Source organism: Pectobacterium sp. F1-1 (genome assembly GCF_025643735.1).
In the GTDB taxonomy this organism is placed as follows: Bacteria; Pseudomonadota; Gammaproteobacteria; order Enterobacterales; family Enterobacteriaceae; genus Pectobacterium; species Pectobacterium colocasium.
In genome coordinates, this window is record NZ_CP104733.1 from 535,774 (window position 1) to 555,763 (window position 19,990).

A 19,990-nucleotide genomic window follows, 5' to 3' on the forward strand; every position below is an offset into this window, starting at 1 on the left:
TATGGGGCAATGCCGATCATTCAGTCACGTAAGCAAGAATCCGATGCCAGCAAAAATAATGGGGATGACAAAGACTGTTGGTGGGTACTGGAAAGAACGCACAGTTGGATAAACCGCAAGCGTCGGCTTTTGACGCTCTGGGAGAAGAAGGCCGAGAACGATGGGGGTATGTGGTATTTTGCCTGCGGTATTATTGTCTGGAATAAAATCCTATTGGTATGAGCGCTAAACCAATGAGCGATTAATACCTCTCGCCGCTGACACGGCGAGAGGTATTGTTTATTTCGGTTTTACTATTTTCCGGCACTAAGCCAGTCTGGCAGATCGTGTAATCCCATTGCCTGACGTACCAGCGTAGGTTTAATGCCGGGCAGTTTATCCGCCAGTACCAGACCGACATCACGCAGCAGTTTTTTTGCTGGATTGTCGCCGTTAAATAGTCCACGGAATCCCTGCATGCTGGCGAGCATCACGGCGGCGCTGTGTTTGCGGCGGCGCTCATAGCGTCGCAGGTAAAGATGTTGCCCGATATCTTTGCCCTGTGTCTGTAAGCGCTTCAGTTCCGCAATCAGTTCGGCGACATCCATGAAGCCCAGATTAACCCCTTGTCCTGCCAGAGGATGAATGGTGTGCGCCGCGTCGCCGACCAGCACCAGTCGATGTGCCGCAAAACTGCGGGCGTAGCGCCCGGTTAGCGGGAAAGTCTGGCGCTCACTTTCCAGTTCACACAGCCCCAGTCGCATATCAAATGCCATCGCGACCTGACGATTGAATGCTTCTACAGGCAGGTTCTGCATCGCCTGAGCCTGTTCCGGTGACAGCGACCAGACAATCGAACAGAGGTGCGGATCGTCCAGTGGCAGAAAGGCCAGAATCCCATCACCGTGAAACGCCTGACGTGCCACAGACTGATGCGGATGTTCGGTACGAATGTTGGCGACCAGCGCATGGTGCCCATAATCCCAAAAGGTCAGCGGAATATCCGCATGCTGGCGCAACCAAGAGTGCGCGCCGTCCGCCCCAACGACCAGTCGGGCGGTCAACATGCTGTCGTCCTGCAAGGTAATAAAGGCTTCATTCTCGCCCCAGGCGACCTGTTTTAGCGACGCGGGGCAAAGCAGGGTGATGTCGCTTAACTGAGCGGCGCGTTGCCACAATACCTGCTGAATCACCGGGTTTTCAATAATGTGCCCAAGATGGGAAAAGCCGAATTCTTCGCCGCTAAAACTGATTTTGCCGAAGCTGTCTTTGTCCCATACCTGCATGTCGTTGTACGGGCTGACGCGTTGTGCCACGAGATTTTCCCAGACGCCGAGATGGCGCAGGAGACATTCACTGGCGGCATTGATGGCGGAGACGCGTAGGGCATGATCTTTCCCGATCGGCTGAGGTTCAGCCGCCTGTTTTTCCAGCACAGCGATACGCAGGCCACTACCTTGTAAGCCGCAGGCTAGCGCCAGGCCGACCATACCGCCACCGGCAATAACCACGTCGAATGATTGCATTTCCGTCTTTTCCTGTTGGCGAGCTTAGTTAACGTTCTACCCAGCCCAGCGTGCGACGGGCAAAGGCGTCGCGCACCAGCGGCAGGTTATTCATGGCGATGAGGCCGAGGTTACGGCCAACGGCCAACGCGGTATAGCGATTGGCAAACAGTCTGACCAGCCCATCGGTGATCGCCACCGTGGTATTTTGATCGGGCGTACGCCGCTGCTGATAGCGGTCAAGCACCGTGTACTGGCCGATATCCTGCTGATTTTTCGCCGCCTCGACGAGCGTTTCTGCCAACGACATCACATCGCGAATGCCCAGATTAAAGCCTTGTCCGGCAATCGGGTGCAGCGTTTGCGCGGCGTTGCCCACCAGCGCTAGCCGGTGGCTGATGTGCTGGCTGGCTGTCAGTAAGCGCAGCGGATAGCTATGGCGTTCGCCGATGTGGGTGAACTGCCCCAGACGCCAGCCGAAAGCCTGCTGTAACTGTTGGCGAAATGCAGCTTCACTCCAGCCATCGACCTCATGTTGATGGTGTTTATCATGACACCAGACGAGCGAAGAACGGCCGTTGCTCATGGGTAGCAGCGCCAGCGGGCCGTGCGGCGTGAACCGCTCGAACGCGCGCCCACGATGGGGTTCGGCCGTCGTCACATTCGCGATCACGGCGATCTGATCATAATCATGCTGTTGCCACTGGATCCCGCAAGCGTGCGAGAGCATAGAGCGAGAACCATCGGCGGCAACCATCAATTGGCCCGTTAGTTCGGTACCGTTGTCCAGCGTTAGCATCGCGTTCTCTTGCGTCCGCGTGACGGCAACCACTTTGGCTGGGCAGTGCAGGCGCACGCCCGGCGCTTGTTGCAACAGGGCAAACAGACGTTGTCCGACGTCGTGTAGTTCAATCACATGGCCCAATGCCTGAACGTGATAGTCTGAGGCTTTCAGGTTCACTACGCTGGCGTGCCCGCGTTCGCTGACGTGAATGTCGGTTATCGCGGTCGTATGGCTGGACAGCGACGGCCAGATGCCCAGCGCGGCTAACTGCTGGCGTGTGCCGTCAGACAGGGCGATGGCGCGTGCGTCAAAACCTGGGTGTTCCTTGTCGAGCGGCGAATGTGCCTCGATAAGATCGACCGGGATTGTGCCCTGTGAAAGCAGAGAGATCGCCAGCGCCAGCGTCGCGCCTGCCATTCCGCCACCGACAATCATGACTGCCATGCTGTTGTCCTTTGCAATGATGCCCTTGTTCTTTGAAAGTAATTGTTCTTTGAAAGTAATTGTTCTTTGAAAGTGCGGCTTAGTGCTGCTGCTTGTCATGCCATTGCGCCATCAGCGCTTCAATGTCATCGGCGTTTTTAACTACGCCAGCCGTCAGGTTTTCGTTGCCGTTTTCGGTGATCACGATGTTATCTTCGATACGCACGCCGATTCCCCGGTATTGCTGCGGCACTTTGGCATCGGGCGCGATGTAAAGACCAGGCTCAATGGTCAGAACCATTCCTGGCTCAAGCGGACGGCCTCGATCGGTCGTGCCGTAATCTCCCACGTCATGCACGTCCAGACCCAGCCAATGGCTGAGGCCATGCATGAAGAACTGGCGATGTGCCTGTTCGGCAATTAGCTCTTCCACGTCGCCTTTCATCACGCCGAGTTTGATGAGCCCGCTGACCATAATGCGCACCACTTCTTCGTTTACTTCGCGGATACTGCGACCCGGACCAAACAGCTCCAGCGCGCGCAGCTGCGAACGCAGCACGAGGTCGTAAATGGCGCGCTGTGGCGCGGTAAACTTGCCGTTGACGGGGAAAGTACGGGTAATATCGCCGGCATAGCTTTTGTATTCACAACCTGCGTCAATCAGCACCAGATCGCCGTCGCGCATTTGCGTTTCGTTCTCGGTGTAATGCAGGATACAGGCGTTCTCACCGCTGCCGACGATGGTGTTGTAAGAAGGGTAGCGTGCGCCGTGGCGGGTAAACTCGTGGTGAATTTCGCCTTCCAACTGATATTCATACATGCCGGGACGGCATTTTTGCATGGCGCGCGTGTGAGCCAGTGCCGTAATTTCACAGGCGCGGCGCATCACGCTGATTTCCGCAGGCGATTTGAACAGGCGCATCTCATGCACCCACGGTCGCCAGTCGGTCAGCGTGGCGGGTGCGGCAAACCCCTGACGGGTGCCGTTGCGCAAAGTGTCCAACGCGGAGAAGACCAGCTTGTCGGCATAATCGTACTGCCCTTGCGCGTGATACACCACGTCCAGGCCATTCAATAATAGGTGCAGTTGTGCGCCGATTTCGCCAAACGGCAGGGCGCGATCAACGCCGAGTTTGGCAGGTGCTGCTTCCTGACCGAGACGGCGACCAAACCAGATTTCGGCCGTCAGATCGCGTATGCGGTTGAAGATCACGCTGTGATGATGCTTGGCATCGCTTTTTACCAGCAGCAGCACGGCTTCTGGTTCATTGAAGCCGGTGAAATACCAGAAATCGCTATTTTGACGATAAGGATAGTCACTGTCGGCATTGCGCTGCGCTTCCGGCGCAGAAAAAATAATTGCCGCGCTGCCCGGTGCCATTTTTTCCAACAGACCCTGACGACGACGAAGAAATTCTTGTGGGTTCATCACCTGCTCCTGAAAGTAGTCCGTGCGGTTATCCGTCCCTTCCGCTCTCACTAAGGCATGTCCTGCATGAGGTTGCCCTGAAGATATTAATGCAGCGTGGGTTTTTGCTGCTCGGGTGCCGTTACCGCGCGTTGGCTGATAAATTCGTTATGGCATAAAATGGCAGAAACGCGAACATACTCAATCACTTCTTCCAGCGATTGCTCCAGCTCTTCCTGATCTTCATCTTCGTCGTAGCCAAGCTGCGCAATGTTACGTAAATCTTCGATAGCTTCTTTTAGCTCGCCTTTAGCCTTGTTCAACTGCGGCTGAACCACGCCCAGCCCAAGCAGGAAGTGGTTGACCCAACCTGCCAGCGCGTCGGCACGATCGAAGACGCTCACCTCATCCTGTGAGTCGTCAGGCAGGAAAAGCTGGAACAGAAAGCCATCATCTTCCAATGCTTCGCGCGTGGCCTGATACAGGTCCTGAAGCGGTTGCGACAGCGTCTGGGTAAACGCCATACCTTCATTAGTCAGTTCAAAAACCAGCGTTCTCCAACTGTTGTCATGGTTTCCACCACACAGCATCCCACTGATCAAACCGTGCATTTCTGCCGCGGTCAGCGCGACTTGCTGTTGGTGAAGCAGTTGGTCAAGGCCCTCATAGGCGGGAAACGTATTCTCTATAGACATGCGGATTCGTCATCGTTGGCTGGATTGGTTCGTGCTATGCTACCACCAAGCTCCCTTTCGATACCAGAAAGGGCTTGTATCTTAGATCTCGGCTATATATAGTGGCGCCCGCTTTAACGAACCCGATGTAACGGGTAATGCTCATGCTATGCGGCACGCGGGCGCAAGAACGACAAAAGGCAGGAAGGTGGTATGTCTGCACAACCAGTAGATATTCAAATTTTTGGCCGTTCGTTAAGAGTGAATTGTCCGCCAGAACAACAGGATGCGTTGAATCAGGCTGCGGAAGATCTTAACCAGCGGTTGCAAGATCTTAAAGTTCGCACTAGAGTCACGAACACAGAGCAACTGGTGTTTATTGCCGCGCTGAATGTGTGCCATGAACTGGCGCAGGAACGGGGTAAAACCCGTGATTATGCGTCGAATATGGAACAGCGTATTCGTATGTTGCAGCAGACCATTGAACAGGCGTTGCTGGAACAAGGGCGGATCACAGAACGCCAGGGTGCGCAATTTGAATAACGTCGTATTTTGACAAAAGTACGGTGTTTTTACGCGATAAGACGTGCTAAGGTTTATCGCGAGTAACGAATAAAATTTCTCTGAGATGTTTGTCAGCGGGCCAGTCCCCTGAGCCGATATTTCATACCAACAGAATGTAATGCTCTGCGGTTGGTGAGCACGCTCGGTTCGTCCGAGAAGCCTTAAGACTGCGACGTTATGTTCACCTTGAACCAAGGGTTCAAGGGTTACAGCCTGCGGCGGCATCTCGGAGATTCCCTTTCTTTTATCACTCTTGACCCGTGGCGAATGCAGCCCATGTCATCTTCTGATTCATCAATATCCCCTGATTCTTCACGCTCTTCTACGGCATCATCGCGTCAGCAGATACGTCAGGCTGTGCGGCAAAGTCGGCGTTTACTGACGCCAGATCAGCAGGCGTTATTTGCACAACAGGCGTGTGAACGCATCATCGCGCACCCGAGAATCATCGGGGCAGAGAGCGTGGCGGTATTTTTGTCATTTGATGGCGAGCTGGATACCTCTCCGTTGATTCAACAACTGTGGCAGCAGGGAAAGCGTGTTTATTTGCCGGTTCTGCATCCGTTTCGTGCTGGGCATTTGCTGTTCTTGCACTATGCGCCGGACACCGAGTTGGTACGCAATCGTCTGAAGATTATGGAACCGCGTCTGGATGTGCGTCAGGTGTTGCCGTTACCGCAACTGGACATCTTGCTGACGCCGCTGGTGGCGTTTGATCGGCATGGGCAGCGGCTTGGCATGGGCGGTGGTTTTTACGACCGGACGTTGCAGTATCGTAATCAGATGTCTCGTGGGCCTTACCCGATTGGCCTGGCCCATGATTGTCAGCAGGTTGACGCACTGCCCGTGGAAAGCTGGGATATCCCGCTGCCGGAAATTATTACCCCCTCCCGCCATTGGCAGTGGAGCACGCGTTAGCTTTTGATCGATTCAGGCGAACGATCGTGGCCCAACATCTGCTGTACCAACTCTACACAGTGCAGGAAGCGCGAGTCGTAGTCCGACTCTTTGATGTAAACGTACGGGATATTATTGTTAGCCAGCATCGTTTTCAGCAGGTTCTGGAACTCCGAACGGGCGGTGGTGCTGCCTAAACTGCGCAGTCCGTCGGCCACCCACGGCGTGTTGTTTTCCAGCAAAATCACCAGATCAAAGCGATATTCGTCGATCAGCGCCTGAACGAACGGGTGTTCACGTCCCTCATATTTCTTGCAGAACGCCTGCGTAGTGACGAAATCGGTGTCGATAAAGGCCACTTTATTGGCGTATTTGACGGCAAAATCAATGTACTGTGCCTGACCCAACGCGATCTTGTCGTAGTCGGAGTATTGCAGCGCCATCTCGTCGCCCCCCAGATGAGAGAACACGTAATCGCGGCCATATTCCCAGGCGCTGGTGGTGTTGAAGATATTGGCGAGTTTATTGACTAGCGTGGATTTGCCGCTGGATTCACCGCCAAGAATGGCAACCGTGCGCACAAAGAACGGTTTCACCTCGGTCGGGATATAGTCCCAATAGCGGAAGGGATCGTGACGAATCTGCGAACCGCTGATGTTCATAAAGGAGCGCTGCGGGTCGATCAGGACGGCCTCAATGCCCAGATGCTCGCGGTATTGCGCGGCATCCTGCTCTTCGCTGGTGTAGACGAAATTGGGCGTGATGCTTTTTTTCTGCATGAACGCCTGAATGCCTTTACTCCAGACATCCCAACCGTGCGGGTACGGTTCCATCCCTTGCTCATTGAAGGCATGAATATGAATGTTTTTCTGATACTTAAAGGTCTGTAAGAGCCAACGCAGGCGGTCGCTGACGGTGGGCTGCTGCGACATCGAGCTGTTCTCAAACAGCAGGCGGTCACGCGGTTCGTCGTAACCTAAAATCACATGCAGTTCATCGACCTGACTGCAGGCGCGCTGAATCAGATAAATATGGCCAGTGTGTAGCGGATAGAACTTGCCGAAGACGACGCCAATACTCTTTTCGTAACGCGGGAATTCCAGTTCAAGAAAGCGATGCAGCGCTTCCAGTTTCTGCGCGCTAGGGCTTTTTATCTTGGCATTAAGTAATTGACTGAGATAGCCTTTGGTCATATCGGTTGCGTCGGCAACCTGCTGTAGGGTGCAACCCTTCTGCCGGATGGCGGATTTCAGGTAATCAAATGATGACATCGTGCGGCACTCTTGTTTAGCTTACTAAACAAAATACCATAAAACACGGTAACCTCCGCTACTCTTTCACACCGCTGTTTAGCTCTGGGTGAACAGGGGAAAGGGTAGCAGAGGGCTGTCTGAGGTTCGTTTAGAGATCGTCGAGGATTGCCAGCGCGTCGGCCAGCTTTTTCACGCCGAACACCTGCATACTGGCTGGGGCTTTCTTCGGCATATTGGCATGAGGAACGATGGCGCGTTTGAAGCCGTGCTTGGCGGCTTCGGTGATCCGCTCTTGTCCGCTGGGAACCGGACGAATTTCGCCCGCCAGACCGACTTCACCGAAGATGACGAGATCCTGCGGCAGCGGGCGATCGCGGAAACTGGAGACGAGCGATAACAGCAGTGCCAGATCGGCACTGGTTTCGGTGACTTTGACGCCGCCGACGACATTCACAAACACATCCTGATCCGACATCTGCAAGCCGCCGTGGCGATGCAGCACTGCCAACAGAATGGCTAAGCGGTTTTGCTCCAGCCCGACCGCTACGCGGCGCGGGTTGGACATCATCGATTGATCCACCAGCGCCTGAATTTCGACCAGCAGCGGGCGCGTGCCTTCCCACACCACCATCACGGAGCTACCGGACGTCACTTCGTCGCCGCGACTAAGGAAAATCGCCGATGGATTGCTGACCTCGCGTAGCCCTTGTTCCGTCATCGCGAACACGCCCAGCTCGTTAACGGCACCGAAACGGTTTTTATGGCTGCGCAGGGTGCGGAAACGGGAATCGGCATCGCCGTCCAGCAAGACGGAACAGTCGATGCAGTGTTCCAATACTTTCGGCCCGGCGAGCGAGCCATCTTTGGTGACGTGGCCGACCATCACGATAGCGACGCCGCGCGTTTTGGCGAAGCGTGTCAGATAGGCGGCGGTTTCACGCACCTGCGCCACGCTGCCGGGAGACGATTGAATATCGGCGAGATGCATGACCTGAATGGAGTCGATCACCATCAGCTTCGGCTGTTCCTGCTCGGCGATCAGACAAATCTGTTCGATGCTGGTTTCCGACAGCATGTTGAGATTCTGGGTCGGCAGATTAAGGCGGTGTGCCCGCATCGCCACCTGCTGCAAGGATTCTTCCCCAGTAACGTACAGGGTTTTCATGTTCTCTGACAGCTTGCAGAGCGTTTGCAGCAGTAAGGTACTTTTACCCGCGCCGGGGTTGCCGCCGATCAGAATCGCGCTGCCGGGAACGACACCGCCGCCCAGAACACGGTCAAATTCCTGAAAACCGGTAGAAAAACGGGGCAGGGCTTCAAGACTGATTTCCGAAAGTTTTTGTACCCGGCTGACGCCAGCACTCTCGCCCGCATAGCCGGTGAGACGGTCGGAACGTGATACGGATGCCGAGGCCAGGCGAACTTCGGTAATGGTGTTCCAGGCATGACAGGCGCTGCACTGCCCTTGCCAGCGCGGGTAGTCAGCCCCGCACTCATTACATACAAACGCCCGTTTGACGGCTTTTGCCACGTCTTACCTCCCACTGATTAACGCTTTTCGTGTCTCATACTGCCGCTGAGAATGCACAGCACTCCGGTCAGATCGGCATGACGGATGGTCACCGCAGATTGTTCATTGACCTTGGGTTTGGCGTGATAGGCAATGCCTAAGCTGGCTGCCTTGATCATCGGCAGATCGTTCGCGCCGTCACCAATCGCCACGGTCTGATGCATTGGGATTTCCAGCTTTTCCGCCAACTGTTGCAGTGTAGTCGCTTTATGTTTTGCATCGACAATCTGACCTATGACATCGCCAGTCAGCTTACCGTCTTGCATGCCTAATTCGTTGGCAACGGCGGCCACCAGGCCTAGCTCATCACGCAAATAATCGGCAAAGTAGGTAAATCCGCCCGATGCAATGGCAACGTGCCAGCCTGCTTCCTGAAGCTGGCTAACCATATTACGCAGGCCTGGCATCAGTGGCAGTGTCTTAAGTACCGTTTTTAAAATATTGGCGTCGGCACCTTTTAATGTCCCCACGCGCTGACGCAGACTGGCAGCGAAATCCAACTCGCCGCGCATCGCGCGTTCGGTGACTTCAGCGACCAGTTCGCCTGTGCCTGCCAGCTTGGCGATTTCATCAATACATTCGATCTGAATCGCGGTGGAATCCATGTCCATGACCAGTAAACCCGGCGCACGCAGCGTCGGTGCGTTACGCATGGCCGCGACATCAATACCTAGCTCGTGTGCCAGCTTGGTAGCGCGTGGCGTCAGCGTGCCAGCTAAACGCACAACCTGATAATCGCCCACGTTCCAGGCGCTCACGATAACCATTGCGCTGCCCAGTTTACGCTGGTAGCGGGAAATCAGGTTTTTATCGAGGACGTCGCTATAAATAAGCCAGCCAGTGTCGCCAGCGCGGTAGTCAAGCGGCATCACTTCATCACCGCTCAGTGATAATGGCAGTCCCGGCCAACAGTTGATCTCATCAGGAAGATCACGATAGGTCAGACTATTCGACATGGGGTAAATCCTCTGCTGGCAGTAATGCGATAAAGTCGTGCGATAAAGAGGGATGTGGCGTCGACCAAACATATCCCTCCAAAAACTGGGCAACAAGCTATCCTATCGTCGGCGCTTCTGGCAACATGAAAGTATCCAAAACGTGTAAGGATTATCATGGTTCGCGCCCGGGTGAAATTTCGTCTACACCGCACGGCAATTGTGCTGATTTGCCTCGCCCTGCTGGTGGTATTAATGCAAGGTGCGTCCTATTTCAGTTTGAGCCACCAGATGGCGCGATCTGAACAGGTTGAAGATCTGGCGCGTACGCTCTCCAGACAGGTGGCTTACAGCCTTTCTCCGTTGATGGGGAGCGTGGATGATAATAGCCAAAAGATTAATACCATCCTCAAACAGCTTACCGACCACAGCCGTATTTTGGATGCCGGCGTGTATCAGCAGGACGGCTCGCTGGTGGCGCATGTTGGTGAACAGGTGCAACTGCGAGATCGACTGGCGTTGGACGGCAATCGGGTCGGTAGCTACTTTAACCATCAACTGGTGCAGCCGATTGAGGGGAAAGAAGGGCCTATCGGCTTCCTGCGTATCACCTTAGATACCCATGTGCTGGCGACCGAAGCCAGACAGGTGGATAACACGACCAATATCCTACGTTTGATGATTTTGCTTTCGCTGGCTATCGGCATCATTCTGACCCGCACGCTGTTGCAGAATCGTCGTACCCGCTGGCAACAATCGCCTTACTTTCTTACGGCGAGTACGCCAGTGAAAGAAGAAGGGGACGACGCTGAGAGCGATACGCGGACGAACGATAGCGCGGCTGTGAGAAAGGATGAATAAGAGGAACGCCTCTGATGCGTTGACGACACACCGTAAAAACGATCTGCTTCTACGGGGTCTACGCGGCTATTTCAGGCCTTCCTGGAAAGTTATCCAGTGTTTATAGAATGCGCTGACAATCGAGTTGTACTCGCTTTTGGTATAGCGATCGAAGTTTGAAGAGGCAATGTAGTCGCGAAAGTTACCGAACCAGGAAGACACATCGGTTGAGGCTGCTAGCGAGAAAATCTGCTGGCGCTGAAGTTGGGTGGCAGAGGTACCTTCTGCATTCTTTTGCAGTTCCAGAAATGTGGTATTCGCCTTATCGGTGTCTCCCGCGTCGACGCTGCGCTGATATTCATCTTGCAGGAGATTTTTTTCCAGATTACTCAGCGCATCAGATTTGAATTGTATAACGCCCTGAATATCCCGATCTGCCTGATGCTGGTAATCGCTGTCAACATAGCGATTTTTCAATGTCTCTAGTTTACTGGCAGTAATGGCGATCTCCATACTATCTGTGGTGTAGCTCCACAGACTGACATCCGGCGGGGAAGATAAGGCTGTTTTAACGAGGCCGAGAAATTCCTCTTTACTGATACCGCTATCCTCTTTGAGATGGTTTGACCACAATCCGATGGTCATCTCGTGCGTGCCGATATTATCAGCAGAGACATTGATATATCCGGGAGGAAGGCTGGCAGCATTGCTTTGCCGTTCAAGCTCACGAGCTCTCGCCGTTTTCATCGCTTCTAGCGCTTTTTCTTCATCTTCGCGGCCCAAAATCGGTGCATCAGCAAACTCTTCCCTCATACGCGCGAGGGCTTCCTCTGAGATTTCTACGCCTTTAGGTAAGATGAAGGTTTTGCCGGTAATAGGGTCGACGATTTTTGCAGAATCTGTTGTGGTCGTTGTTGAAGGCGCTGCAGCGGACAGGGTGGTCGTTGATGATCGTGCGGTGCTTTGGGCTTGAGAATTGCTATAACCCGTATTATTTACAGACAAGCTCATACTCTCTCCTTAAGTGCGATCAAGTGGTTAAATATTAACCTGAATAGTATCGGCAAAGAGGGATGGTAACTTTATAAATAATTTATTCCGGTATTATTGCCTGTGGAAGGCTGAGGTGTGTCGGGTAAAGGCAGCGGCTTTGCGGTTTATGCCATCACCGATTGTGTCTGCACGTTAAATCAGGGAAAATGCTCGGCTACCGTTTATTTCTGCTTTGCCTGACGATCTGCCATCGGTGTGTTGTTGACTTGATGCTGACGCCGGGTGGCTAACAAAAGAAACCTGAAAATCATGTCTCCAAGTGAATACGCCCGCGAAGTCTCCAAAAGAAGAACGTTCGCTATTATTTCTCACCCCGATGCCGGTAAAACCACGATTACCGAAAAGGTGCTGCTGTTCGGACAGGCGATCCAGACTGCCGGTACGGTAAAAGGACGTGGTTCGAACCAGCATGCAAAATCTGACTGGATGGAGATGGAAAAGCAGCGTGGTATCTCCATCACCACGTCCGTGATGCAGTTTCCTTACCGTGATTGTCTGGTTAATCTGCTCGATACCCCAGGGCACGAAGACTTCTCCGAAGATACCTATCGTACGCTGACGGCGGTGGACTGCTGCCTGATGGTGATCGACGCTGCAAAAGGGGTCGAAGATCGTACGCGCAAGCTGATGGAAGTCACGCGTCTGCGCGATACCCCGATTCTGACGTTCATGAACAAACTTGACCGTGACATCCGCGATCCGATGGAAGTGCTGGATGAAGTCGAGAGCGAGCTTAAAATTGCCTGTGCGCCGATTACCTGGCCGATTGGCTGCGGCAAACTGTTCAAAGGCGTGTACCACCTTTATAAAGATGAAACCTATCTGTACCAGACGGGTAAAGGCCATACGATTCAGGAAGTACGCATCGTTAAAGGGCTGGATAACCCAGAGCTGGATACCGCTGTTGGTGAAGAACTGGCTGCACAGCTGCGTGAAGAGCTGGAACTGGTGAAAGGGGCATCGCACGAATTTGAGCTGGACGCGTTTCTGGCCGGTGAACTGACGCCGGTGTTCTTTGGTACGGCGTTGGGTAACTTTGGCGTTGACCACATGCTGGACGGCCTGGTTGCCTGGGCACCTGCGCCGATGCCGCGTAAAACGGATACCCGTGAAGTTACGGCGGCGGAAGAGAAATTCACCGGCTTTGTGTTTAAGATTCAGGCCAATATGGATCCGAAACACCGTGACCGCGTGGCGTTTATGCGCGTGGTGTCCGGGAAATATGAAAAAAGCATGAAGCTGCGTCAGGTTCGTACGGGTAAAGACGTGGTGATTTCAGACGCGTTGACCTTTATGGCGGGTGACCGTTCCCACATTGAAGAAGCTTATCCGGGCGATATCATCGGGTTACACAACCACGGCACTATTCAGATTGGCGATACGTTTACGCAGGGTGAAGACATGAAATTCACCGGCATTCCTAACTTTGCGCCGGAACTGTTCCGTCGTATCCGCCTGCGCGATCCGCTCAAGCAGAAACAGCTGCTGAAAGGGCTGGTACAGCTGTCTGAAGAAGGTGCGGTGCAGGTCTTCCGTCCATTGACCAATAACGACCTTATCGTGGGTGCGGTCGGCGTGCTGCAGTTCGATGTGGTGGTTGCCCGTCTGAAAACGGAATATAACGTTGAGGCGATTTACGAGTCGGTGAACGTTTCTACGGCGCGTTGGGTTGAGTGCAGCGACGTGAAGAAATTCGAAGAGTTTAAGCGTAAGAACGAACTGCATCTGGCACTGGATGGTGGGGATAATCTGGCCTATGTGGCACCGACGATGGTGAACCTGAACCTGACACGGGAACGCTACCCAGAAGTGACGTTCCATCAAACACGCGAGCATTAATTTTTATCGCAACATTAATTTTTATCACGACACGCAGGTTTATAACGGGATCGGTTCACAACGAGATGGATTGATATGCCGCGGTTTCACGGCAATCATCGTGGCTGCGTCGTCTAAATAGTGACCACGTTGTTAACATAATCATTACCCGGCTATGTTTGGTTTTAGACCAAAAACAGCCGGGTTTTTTATTTTTAAATGCATTAAAAAACAATGTATTACATGTCTATTCTGCAAGTTATACCTTTTCATTCTGGTGCCACAGACAAATCTGAATTGCTGTGCATTTTCCCTCGTTCCTCTGTGATTTTTCATTCTGTGGGCTATAGTTAACAGCGTGTTAACTTATTTAGCGTGTTCAACTGTTAACGTAATTTAAGTTGGTTCATTGTTTTGATTTGTTTCGCCTTTGCAATTCAATGCTCTGATTTTTTCATGCAAGAAGAGTGAATCATCGGAGCGTTGGACGCGCCATTATCACCTTGATTTGTTGATGGCTGTGCAGGCGTTAACGTGGCCCAAAATAGCGTATTTCGGGTTTATAGAGAGCATAAGAAGGAAGACATCGATGAAAAAGACCACACTGAAACAATCGCTGATCGTAGTTGCTCTGGGTTCTATTCTGGCTGGTGGTGCGATGGCCGAAGAAACGTTAGGGCAGAAAGTAGAACGTATCGCGGATACAACGGGTGCAAAAATCGATAGTTCCGCTAACAAAGCATCTGACTACATGAGCGACAGCGCGATCACGGCAAAAGTGAAGAGTGCGTTGCTGGAAGACAAATCGATTACCAGCAGCGATATTTCCGTCGAAACGTCCAAAGGTGTCGTTACGTTGAGCGGGTTTGTAAGCAGTCAGGCACTCAGCACTCGCGCGGTGGAAATTGCCACGCAGGTTGAGGGCGTCGAGTCCGTCAGCGACAAATTGCAGGTGAAAGATAACCCATCACAGTCGGTTGGCGCGTATGCCGATGATGCAGTGGTGACCAGCACGATTAAGGCCAAACTGTTGGCGGATGACATTGTCCCATCGCGTAAAGTGAAAGTTGAAACGCAGGAAGGCGTTGTATTACTGAGCGGTGAAGTGGACAACAAAGCACAGTCCGACCGTGCCGAAAGTATTGCGAAGGCCGTTGACGGTGTGAAAAGCGTCAAGAACGACCTGACCGTTAAATAATCCTCGTTATTTCAAACATAGCTATTATTAAAAATAGCGGTTTCACACAAGGTTATCCGTGATAGCGGATAACCTTACCTAATCCGCATAATAAAACACGATCTGTGGATACGCAGTCAGGACGCAGTACCGCGTCAGGATGACCACCATGATTATTTTTCATTTTGTCTGGTAAGGAGAGCGTATGTTTCGTTGGGGCATTATATTTTTAGTTATCGCACTGATCGCGGCAGCACTGGGTTTCGGTGGGCTGGCCGGTACCGCAGCTGGCGCGGCGAAAATTGTCTTTGTGGTCGGTATTATTCTGTTTCTGCTTAGCTTGTTCACGGGTCGAAAACGGCCGTAGCACAAAGTATTCTTCATTCTTTCTATGAAAGAAATGTCATACAGAGCACACAGCCGCGCCATGCGGCTGTCACATTTTACCGGCACACTATTTTCTAGGCTGTGTCCCGTAACTATTTTTTGTACAATACGAAGCATAGTTTAACCACAAAAAGTCCTTCAATTTGGCTCGTTACGATTTCCCTGATGATGCATGGTTTCTGATTGCACCGATGCTGCCACCTGAGAGAGGTTCTGCTAAAGGGGGGCGGCCTTATCTTGCGCACAGGCATGTCATGAATGGAATATTTTGGGTTCTTTGTTCTGGAGCGCCGTGGAGGGATTTACCCGAACGCTATGGTCACTGGAAAACGATTTATAACCGCTTTAACCGGTGGTCAAAAACCGGAATAATGAACAGCCTTTTCAATAAGCTACTTCAAATTCTGGATGAAAAATCACTGATTGACTGGGATGTCATTGCGCTTGATGGCAGCAATATTCGAGCCCTGAAAGCCGCTGCAGGAGCTAAAAAAAACATCCCGATGAACTCGACGATCATGGGCTGGGTCGCTCTCGCGGCGGCTTTGGCACCAAGATCCATCTGGCGACAGATGGCACCGGATTGCCATTAAGTTTCTGTCTGAGCGGTGGGCAAGCCCACGAAAGCCAGTATGCAAAAGACCTGCTCAACCGAGTTGGTGTTATTCGTAAAAGTGGGTGCCTGAAATCGCGTCCAAAAGCTGTACTGGCGGATAAGGGATACTCAGGGAAAAGTCTTCGTATTTATTTGAAGGTTAAGGGAATAAAGTCAGTCATCCCTTTTAAACGGAATGAGAAAGCCAGTCAGGATAGACGCAGAAAACTCAATAGCCGGTTGTACAAAAAACGCAATGTTGTGGAGCGCTGCTTTGCGGGATTAAAGGAAAATCGTCGCATCGCTACACGCTCAGAAAAAACAGCAAGAAATTATCTGAGTATGCTTAAACTGGGGGCGATCCGGTTATTTTTGAAACGACTGTTAAGTTAAGGGACACAGCCTAGTGACGCACTATCTTCTACTGGCAGACTATCTTTTACTGATACGCCCCGCGTATTTGCTGCATTTCGACAGTTTATCAGGAGGTTTATGATGAATAGCGATATCGTTGTTGGCAAATGGAAACAGTGGAAAGGGAATTTTCTGGCGCTGTGGGCCGATTGGTTTGACAGCGACTGTGCCTGGCTGGAAGGGAGCAACGATTACTTGTCCGGTGTCGTGCAAGAGGGTTACGGAAAAGCGCACGAAGAGGTATGCTCAGAGAAAACCACGTTACACTGAGGCGTTGCCGCGACGACACGTTCTGTTCTGCCATGAGGCTTTGGCAGGGTATGGCTTGCTCGTAGATTAGGTCGCCTCATCTTGACGGGCCTAATCTTGACGGAGAGAAGCGACGTGCCTTCTGAACGATACCGTTTTATCGACACCCACTGTCATTTCGATTTCCCCCTTTTTTACGATGCCGCACCGGAAAGTTTACGTCTGGCGCAAGACGCCGGGGTTGAACGCATCATTATTCCTGCTGTGGCTTCTCAGCATTTTGAGCGCGTGTTGACGCTTGCTCGCACTTATTCACCGCTTTACGCTGCACTTGGTCTGCACCCACTTTATATCGCCGAACATCAGGAGAGCGACTTGCTTCGTCTGGAAGACGAACTGCGCCAGTTCTCCTCCAGACTGGTGGCGGTGGGGGAGATTGGATTGGATCTCTATATGCCGGAACCGCAGTTCGAGCGGCAGCTTACCTTCCTTGAGGCTCAGCTTCGGCTGGCGAAAAAATACGATCTCCCGACCATCCTGCATTCGCGGCGTAGCCATGATAGGTTGGCGCAATTACTCCGCCGGATTGACGTGCCACGTACCGGTGTGGTCCACGGGTTTGCCGGGAGTCTGGCGCAGGCGCAAGCCTTTATCCGGCTCGGTTATTATATCGGCGTCGGAGGAACCATTACCTATGACAGGGCGAATAAAACGCGCCAGGCGATTGCGCAACTGCCGTTAGATCGGCTGCTGCTGGAAACCGATGCACCCGATATGCCGATGAGTGGCTATCAGGGGCAGCCAAACCGACCCGAGCACATTTCGTGTGCGTTTCACTCGCTGTGTGAGCTACGCGCAGAGCCACCTGAAGAGATTGCGGAGGCGCTCTGGCAGAATTCGCATCGGTTTTTTGGACGGCTCATGTTGGCCTAACACGGCTACCGTTACGATACTCGCTATTCCGCAACGATGCTTTCCTTACGCGGAGAGCGGTTTGCTTCCGTTTTTCTCTTATTTCTGTGTAACAACTGGCAAAACAGTCATTCTGATTTCATATACTAACCATAAAATTGTGATTAAGATCACCTTTTGGTGTTTTTGACTGTTCGATGTTGTATGTATTTGTGACATAAGTTAGCGACCTTCACGAGCCTGTCTTTATAATCAGCTCGCCAGAGCGTGCTTACCGTTCTGGCGATATGATTTTTTATGCTCTCACTTTTTTTCACGCGTTATAGGGAACTGCACATGCAACTCGTTATGAGTCTCATCGGCATGATTGTTCTGATACTGTGCGCGGTTATGTTGTCCAATAACCGTAAAGCTATCAGATTGCGCACCGTCGTTGGTGCTTTCATTCTTCAGATCGGTATTGGTGCTTTGGTGCTGTATGTCCCCATCGGGCGCAAGATTCTGGAGGGCATGACGGGCGGTGTAGCAAACGTTATCGCCTACGGAAATCAAGGTGTTTCGTTCATGTTTGGCGGTCTGGTCTCCGACAAAATGTTCGAAGTATTTGGCGGCGGTGGATTCGTTTTCGCACTGCGCGTATTGCCGATTATCGTCTTTTTCTCTTCCCTTATCGCCGTGCTTTACTACATGGGTATCATGCAGTTGGTCATCAAGGTACTGGGTGGCGGATTGCAGAAACTGTTGGGAACCTCCCGGACTGAATCGCTCTCGGCAACGGCTAACATCTTTGTCGGCCAAACGGAAGCGCCACTGGTGGTGCGCCCGTATATCGCCAACATGACGCAGTCAGAGCTGTTTGCGGTGATGTGTGGCGGGTTGGCCTCGATTGCGGGGGCGGTGATGGCGGGTTATGCCCAGATGGGGGTACCGCTGGAATACCTGATAGCGGCATCCTTCATGGCGGCGCCTGGCGGGCTGCTGTTTGCCAAGCTGATGGTGCCGGAAACGGAAAAAACGCACGACCATGACAAGATGGTTGGGTTTGTTGATGAAGACGATCGCCCGGCGAACGTTATTGATGCGGCGGCAAGCGGCGCGGCTTCCGGTATGCAGCTGGCACTGAATGTAGGTGCGATGCTGTTGGCGTTTATCGCCTTGATCGCTGTGTTGAACGGCATTCTGGGTGGAATCGGCGGCTGGTTTGACTACCCGCAGCTGTCGCTGGAACTGATCCTCGGCTGGTGTTTCGCCCCTGTTGCGTTCCTGATAGGGATTCCGTGGAATGAAGCCACCGTTGCGGGGTCGTTTATTGGGCAAAAACTGATTGTTAATGAATTCGTGGCTTACATGAATTTCAGTCAGTATCTGAAAGCGGATGACGTGGTTGCTGCTGCGGGTTTGCAGGTTCTGTCGGATCATACCAAAGCTGTGATTTCGTTCGCGCTCTGTGGCTTTGCTAACCTTTCGTCTATTGCTATCCTTATTGGAGGTTTGGGCAGTATGGCACCGACTCGGCGTCAGGATATTGCCCGCTTTGGTTTGAAAGCGGTCGCGGCAGGTACGCTTTCTAACCTGATGAGCGCCTGCATCGCAGGGTTCTTTTTGGCTCTGTAGTCCTTGTGACTACGTTGTTTCCGGGCCCTGTCATGTAACCAGACATTCTTGCCGTAGCGAGATGATGGGCGGCGAAAGTCGCCCATTGTTCGTTTATATCCCTGAAATAATCAGGGATTAAACGTGGCCTACGCAGTGTTTACCGAATGCGGGTGCGATATGCTTGCCTGAGTGGAGTGACATGCTTTCTGCTTTTATTGATGATGTTGAATGGATTACTTTTCCACGGGCAACGGACGGTGCCACCTACCCAGGTATTACTGCTCGCTGCCATTTCCATTTGTCTGCCTATGACGACGCGCTGTTTGCTGCGTCGAATATCCCTTTACCTGACGCGCTAGCGCGCGCTGTGCCGAAACGGCGCGCCGAGTTTCTGGCCGGGCGTTATCTTGCCAGACAGGTATTGAATAAACTGGGTCACCCTGAATTTGTGCTGTGCAGTGGGGAAGATCGTTCACCGCAGTGGCCGGAAAATATTGCTGGGTCGCTGAGCCATAATAAAGACAGTGTACTCTGTGCTGCCCATTTGCGTAGCGATACGCTATCGTGCGTGGGGGTTGATATCGAAGGATTCATGTCCGATGAACGTGCGCAATCGCTGTGGCCCGGCATCATCGGTGATGAGGAATACCAGTGGTTTCAGGAACGTGATGAATCGTTCTGCTGTTTGCTGACGGTAAGCTTCTCGGCGAAAGAAAGCCTGTTTAAGGCGCTTTACCCGCAGGTGCGGCACTACTTTGATTTTCTGGATGCCAGGCTGGTGGCGCTGGATATCACCAAACGCGAGTTTGAACTGGAACTGCTGACCGATCTGACGCCGACGTTTTATGCCGGACGCCGCTTTAAAGGCGCGTATCTGCTGAGAGAGTACGACGTCACCACGTTTATCTGTTGCTAAAAAAGCCCGCGAATTCGCGGGCTCAGCATTATTGATTAGCA

19 protein-coding genes, 1 other RNA gene and 1 pseudogene are annotated in these 19,990 nt (G+C 52.5%); 13 read left to right on the forward strand and 8 right to left on the reverse strand.

Annotation, left to right across the window (positions count from 1 at the left end; genetic code table 11):
- Positions 1 to 12: 12 nt before the first annotated feature.
- Positions 13 to 222, forward strand: a pseudogene (locus NAL19_RS02445) (IS5/IS1182 family transposase); the annotation flags it as partial.
- A gap of 71 nt (positions 223 to 293) precedes the next feature.
- Here NAL19_RS02445 and ubiI read toward each other — a convergent pair.
- The 4 genes from ubiI to NAL19_RS02465 form a co-directional block, all read right to left on the reverse strand.
- Complete coding sequence (ubiI, locus tag NAL19_RS02450; RefSeq protein WP_225086745.1) at positions 294 to 1,505, reverse strand: FAD-dependent 2-octaprenylphenol hydroxylase; 1,212 nt, start codon at positions 1,503 to 1,505, stop codon at positions 294 to 296.
- A gap of 28 nt (positions 1,506 to 1,533) precedes the next feature.
- Entirely contained in the window at positions 1,534 to 2,712 is a 1,179-nt protein-coding gene (ubiH, locus tag NAL19_RS02455) for a 2-octaprenyl-6-methoxyphenyl hydroxylase (protein ID WP_263058659.1), read from the reverse strand.
- A gap of 79 nt (positions 2,713 to 2,791) precedes the next feature.
- A complete protein-coding gene (pepP, locus tag NAL19_RS02460) occupies positions 2,792 to 4,120 on the reverse strand; it encodes a Xaa-Pro aminopeptidase (protein ID WP_263059650.1) in 1,329 nt (442 codons plus the stop codon).
- 86 nt (positions 4,121 to 4,206) lie between these two features.
- Positions 4,207 to 4,794: a YecA family protein gene (locus NAL19_RS02465; protein ID WP_263058660.1), complete on the reverse strand. Its 588-nt coding sequence runs from the start codon at positions 4,792 to 4,794 to the stop codon at positions 4,207 to 4,209.
- 192 nt (positions 4,795 to 4,986) lie between these two features.
- Between NAL19_RS02465 and zapA the strand changes: the two genes are divergently transcribed.
- From zapA to NAL19_RS02480, 3 genes are all read left to right on the forward strand, one after another.
- The gene (gene zapA, locus NAL19_RS02470; RefSeq protein ID WP_012773157.1) at positions 4,987 to 5,316 is read left to right on the forward strand and encodes a cell division protein ZapA; all 330 of its coding nucleotides are present in this window, start codon (positions 4,987 to 4,989) and stop codon (positions 5,314 to 5,316) included.
- A 74-nt stretch (positions 5,317 to 5,390) separates the two neighbouring features.
- A non-coding RNA gene (gene ssrS, locus NAL19_RS02475) (6S RNA) lies at positions 5,391 to 5,574 on the forward strand.
- Between the two features lie 39 nt (positions 5,575 to 5,613).
- Positions 5,614 to 6,255: a 5-formyltetrahydrofolate cyclo-ligase gene (locus NAL19_RS02480; RefSeq protein ID WP_263058661.1), complete on the forward strand. Its 642-nt coding sequence runs from the start codon at positions 5,614 to 5,616 to the stop codon at positions 6,253 to 6,255.
- On the opposite strand, the gene nadR is transcribed toward NAL19_RS02480, so the two are convergent.
- The 3 genes from nadR to serB form a co-directional block, all read right to left on the reverse strand.
- Positions 6,252 to 7,505, reverse strand: a complete 1,254-nt coding sequence (gene nadR / locus NAL19_RS02485; protein ID WP_263058662.1) for a multifunctional transcriptional regulator/nicotinamide-nucleotide adenylyltransferase/ribosylnicotinamide kinase NadR — start codon at positions 7,503 to 7,505, stop codon at positions 6,252 to 6,254. The genes NAL19_RS02480 and nadR overlap by 4 nt on opposite strands.
- Before the next feature lie 130 nt (positions 7,506 to 7,635).
- On the reverse strand, positions 7,636 to 9,018 hold the full coding sequence (gene radA / locus NAL19_RS02490; protein ID WP_225086750.1) for a DNA repair protein RadA: 1,383 nt from the start codon (positions 9,016 to 9,018) through the stop codon (positions 7,636 to 7,638).
- A gap of 17 nt (positions 9,019 to 9,035) precedes the next feature.
- On the reverse strand, positions 9,036 to 10,013 hold the full coding sequence (serB, locus tag NAL19_RS02495) for a phosphoserine phosphatase (protein ID WP_225086751.1): 978 nt from the start codon (positions 10,011 to 10,013) through the stop codon (positions 9,036 to 9,038).
- A gap of 156 nt (positions 10,014 to 10,169) precedes the next feature.
- Here serB and NAL19_RS02500 point away from each other — a divergent pair, with 156 nt between their 5' ends.
- Complete coding sequence (locus NAL19_RS02500) at positions 10,170 to 10,853, forward strand: YtjB family periplasmic protein (RefSeq protein WP_225086752.1); 684 nt, start codon at positions 10,170 to 10,172, stop codon at positions 10,851 to 10,853.
- A gap of 66 nt (positions 10,854 to 10,919) precedes the next feature.
- On the opposite strand, the gene NAL19_RS02505 is transcribed toward NAL19_RS02500, so the two are convergent.
- On the reverse strand, positions 10,920 to 11,843 hold the full coding sequence (locus NAL19_RS02505; RefSeq protein WP_263058663.1) for a hypothetical protein: 924 nt from the start codon (positions 11,841 to 11,843) through the stop codon (positions 10,920 to 10,922).
- 291 nt (positions 11,844 to 12,134) lie between these two features.
- Between NAL19_RS02505 and prfC the strand changes: the two genes are divergently transcribed.
- The 8 genes from prfC to NAL19_RS02545 all read left to right on the forward strand — a co-directional run bounded on the left by prfC (position 12,135) and on the right by NAL19_RS02545 (position 19,949).
- Positions 12,135 to 13,724 (forward strand): peptide chain release factor 3, encoded by a 1,590-nt coding sequence (prfC, locus tag NAL19_RS02510; protein ID WP_225086754.1) that lies wholly within the window; start codon positions 12,135 to 12,137, stop codon positions 13,722 to 13,724.
- Between the two features lie 568 nt (positions 13,725 to 14,292).
- Positions 14,293 to 14,901: a molecular chaperone OsmY gene (gene osmY, locus NAL19_RS02515; protein WP_225086755.1), complete on the forward strand. Its 609-nt coding sequence runs from the start codon at positions 14,293 to 14,295 to the stop codon at positions 14,899 to 14,901.
- A gap of 184 nt (positions 14,902 to 15,085) precedes the next feature.
- On the forward strand, positions 15,086 to 15,247 hold the full coding sequence (locus NAL19_RS02520; protein WP_012773166.1) for a DUF1328 domain-containing protein: 162 nt from the start codon (positions 15,086 to 15,088) through the stop codon (positions 15,245 to 15,247).
- A gap of 163 nt (positions 15,248 to 15,410) precedes the next feature.
- Positions 15,411 to 16,255 (forward strand): IS5 family transposase gene (locus NAL19_RS02525; protein ID WP_263058664.1). Its coding sequence is split into 2 segments (ribosomal slippage): positions 15,411 to 15,756 and positions 15,756 to 16,255, totalling 846 coding nucleotides; the frame shifts between segments, so codons are not numbered across the junction.
- Positions 16,256 to 16,357: 102 nt separating this feature from the next.
- Positions 16,358 to 16,546, forward strand: a complete 189-nt coding sequence (locus tag NAL19_RS02530) for a CsbD family protein (RefSeq protein ID WP_225088084.1) — start codon at positions 16,358 to 16,360, stop codon at positions 16,544 to 16,546.
- Positions 16,547 to 16,660: 114 nt separating this feature from the next.
- Positions 16,661 to 17,458, forward strand: coding sequence for a TatD family hydrolase (locus NAL19_RS02535; RefSeq protein WP_263058665.1), 798 nt, complete (start codon positions 16,661 to 16,663; stop codon positions 17,456 to 17,458).
- Positions 17,459 to 17,773: 315 nt separating this feature from the next.
- Entirely contained in the window at positions 17,774 to 19,051 is a 1,278-nt protein-coding gene (locus NAL19_RS02540; protein ID WP_225086757.1) for a NupC/NupG family nucleoside CNT transporter, read from the forward strand.
- A 181-nt stretch (positions 19,052 to 19,232) separates the two neighbouring features.
- Positions 19,233 to 19,949 (forward strand): 4'-phosphopantetheinyl transferase, encoded by a 717-nt coding sequence (locus NAL19_RS02545; RefSeq protein WP_225086758.1) that lies wholly within the window; start codon positions 19,233 to 19,235, stop codon positions 19,947 to 19,949.
- The last annotated feature ends 41 nt before the right edge of the window (positions 19,950 to 19,990 follow it).

Excerpts from the sequence above, each read along its gene's own strand:
- nadR (WP_263058662.1), bottom strand. The coding sequence starts at position 7,505 with ATGTCATCATTTGATTACCTGAAATCCGCCATCCGGCAGAAGGGTTGC.
- serB (WP_225086751.1), bottom strand. The coding sequence starts at position 10,013 with ATGTCGAATAGTCTGACCTATCGTGATCTTCCTGATGAGATCAACTGT.
- NAL19_RS02545 (WP_225086758.1), top strand. The coding sequence starts at position 19,233 with ATGCTTTCTGCTTTTATTGATGATGTTGAATGGATTACTTTTCCACGG.
- NAL19_RS02540 (WP_225086757.1), top strand. The coding sequence starts at position 17,774 with ATGCAACTCGTTATGAGTCTCATCGGCATGATTGTTCTGATACTGTGC.
- NAL19_RS02480 (WP_263058661.1), top strand. The coding sequence starts at position 5,614 with ATGTCATCTTCTGATTCATCAATATCCCCTGATTCTTCACGCTCTTCT.
- NAL19_RS02500 (WP_225086752.1), top strand. The coding sequence starts at position 10,170 with ATGGTTCGCGCCCGGGTGAAATTTCGTCTACACCGCACGGCAATTGTG.
- NAL19_RS02465 (WP_263058660.1), bottom strand. The coding sequence starts at position 4,794 with ATGTCTATAGAGAATACGTTTCCCGCCTATGAGGGCCTTGACCAACTG.
- NAL19_RS02505 (WP_263058663.1), bottom strand. The coding sequence starts at position 11,843 with ATGAGCTTGTCTGTAAATAATACGGGTTATAGCAATTCTCAAGCCCAA.
- ubiH (WP_263058659.1), bottom strand. The coding sequence starts at position 2,712 with ATGGCAGTCATGATTGTCGGTGGCGGAATGGCAGGCGCGACGCTGGCG.
- ubiI (WP_225086745.1), bottom strand. The coding sequence starts at position 1,505 with ATGCAATCATTCGACGTGGTTATTGCCGGTGGCGGTATGGTCGGCCTG.
- osmY (WP_225086755.1), top strand. The coding sequence starts at position 14,293 with ATGAAAAAGACCACACTGAAACAATCGCTGATCGTAGTTGCTCTGGGT.
- NAL19_RS02530 (WP_225088084.1), top strand. The coding sequence starts at position 16,358 with ATGAATAGCGATATCGTTGTTGGCAAATGGAAACAGTGGAAAGGGAAT.
- NAL19_RS02520 (WP_012773166.1), top strand. The coding sequence starts at position 15,086 with ATGTTTCGTTGGGGCATTATATTTTTAGTTATCGCACTGATCGCGGCA.
- zapA (WP_012773157.1), top strand. The coding sequence starts at position 4,987 with ATGTCTGCACAACCAGTAGATATTCAAATTTTTGGCCGTTCGTTAAGA.
- prfC (WP_225086754.1), top strand. The coding sequence starts at position 12,135 with ATGTCTCCAAGTGAATACGCCCGCGAAGTCTCCAAAAGAAGAACGTTC.
- pepP (WP_263059650.1), bottom strand. The coding sequence starts at position 4,120 with ATGAACCCACAAGAATTTCTTCGTCGTCGTCAGGGTCTGTTGGAAAAA.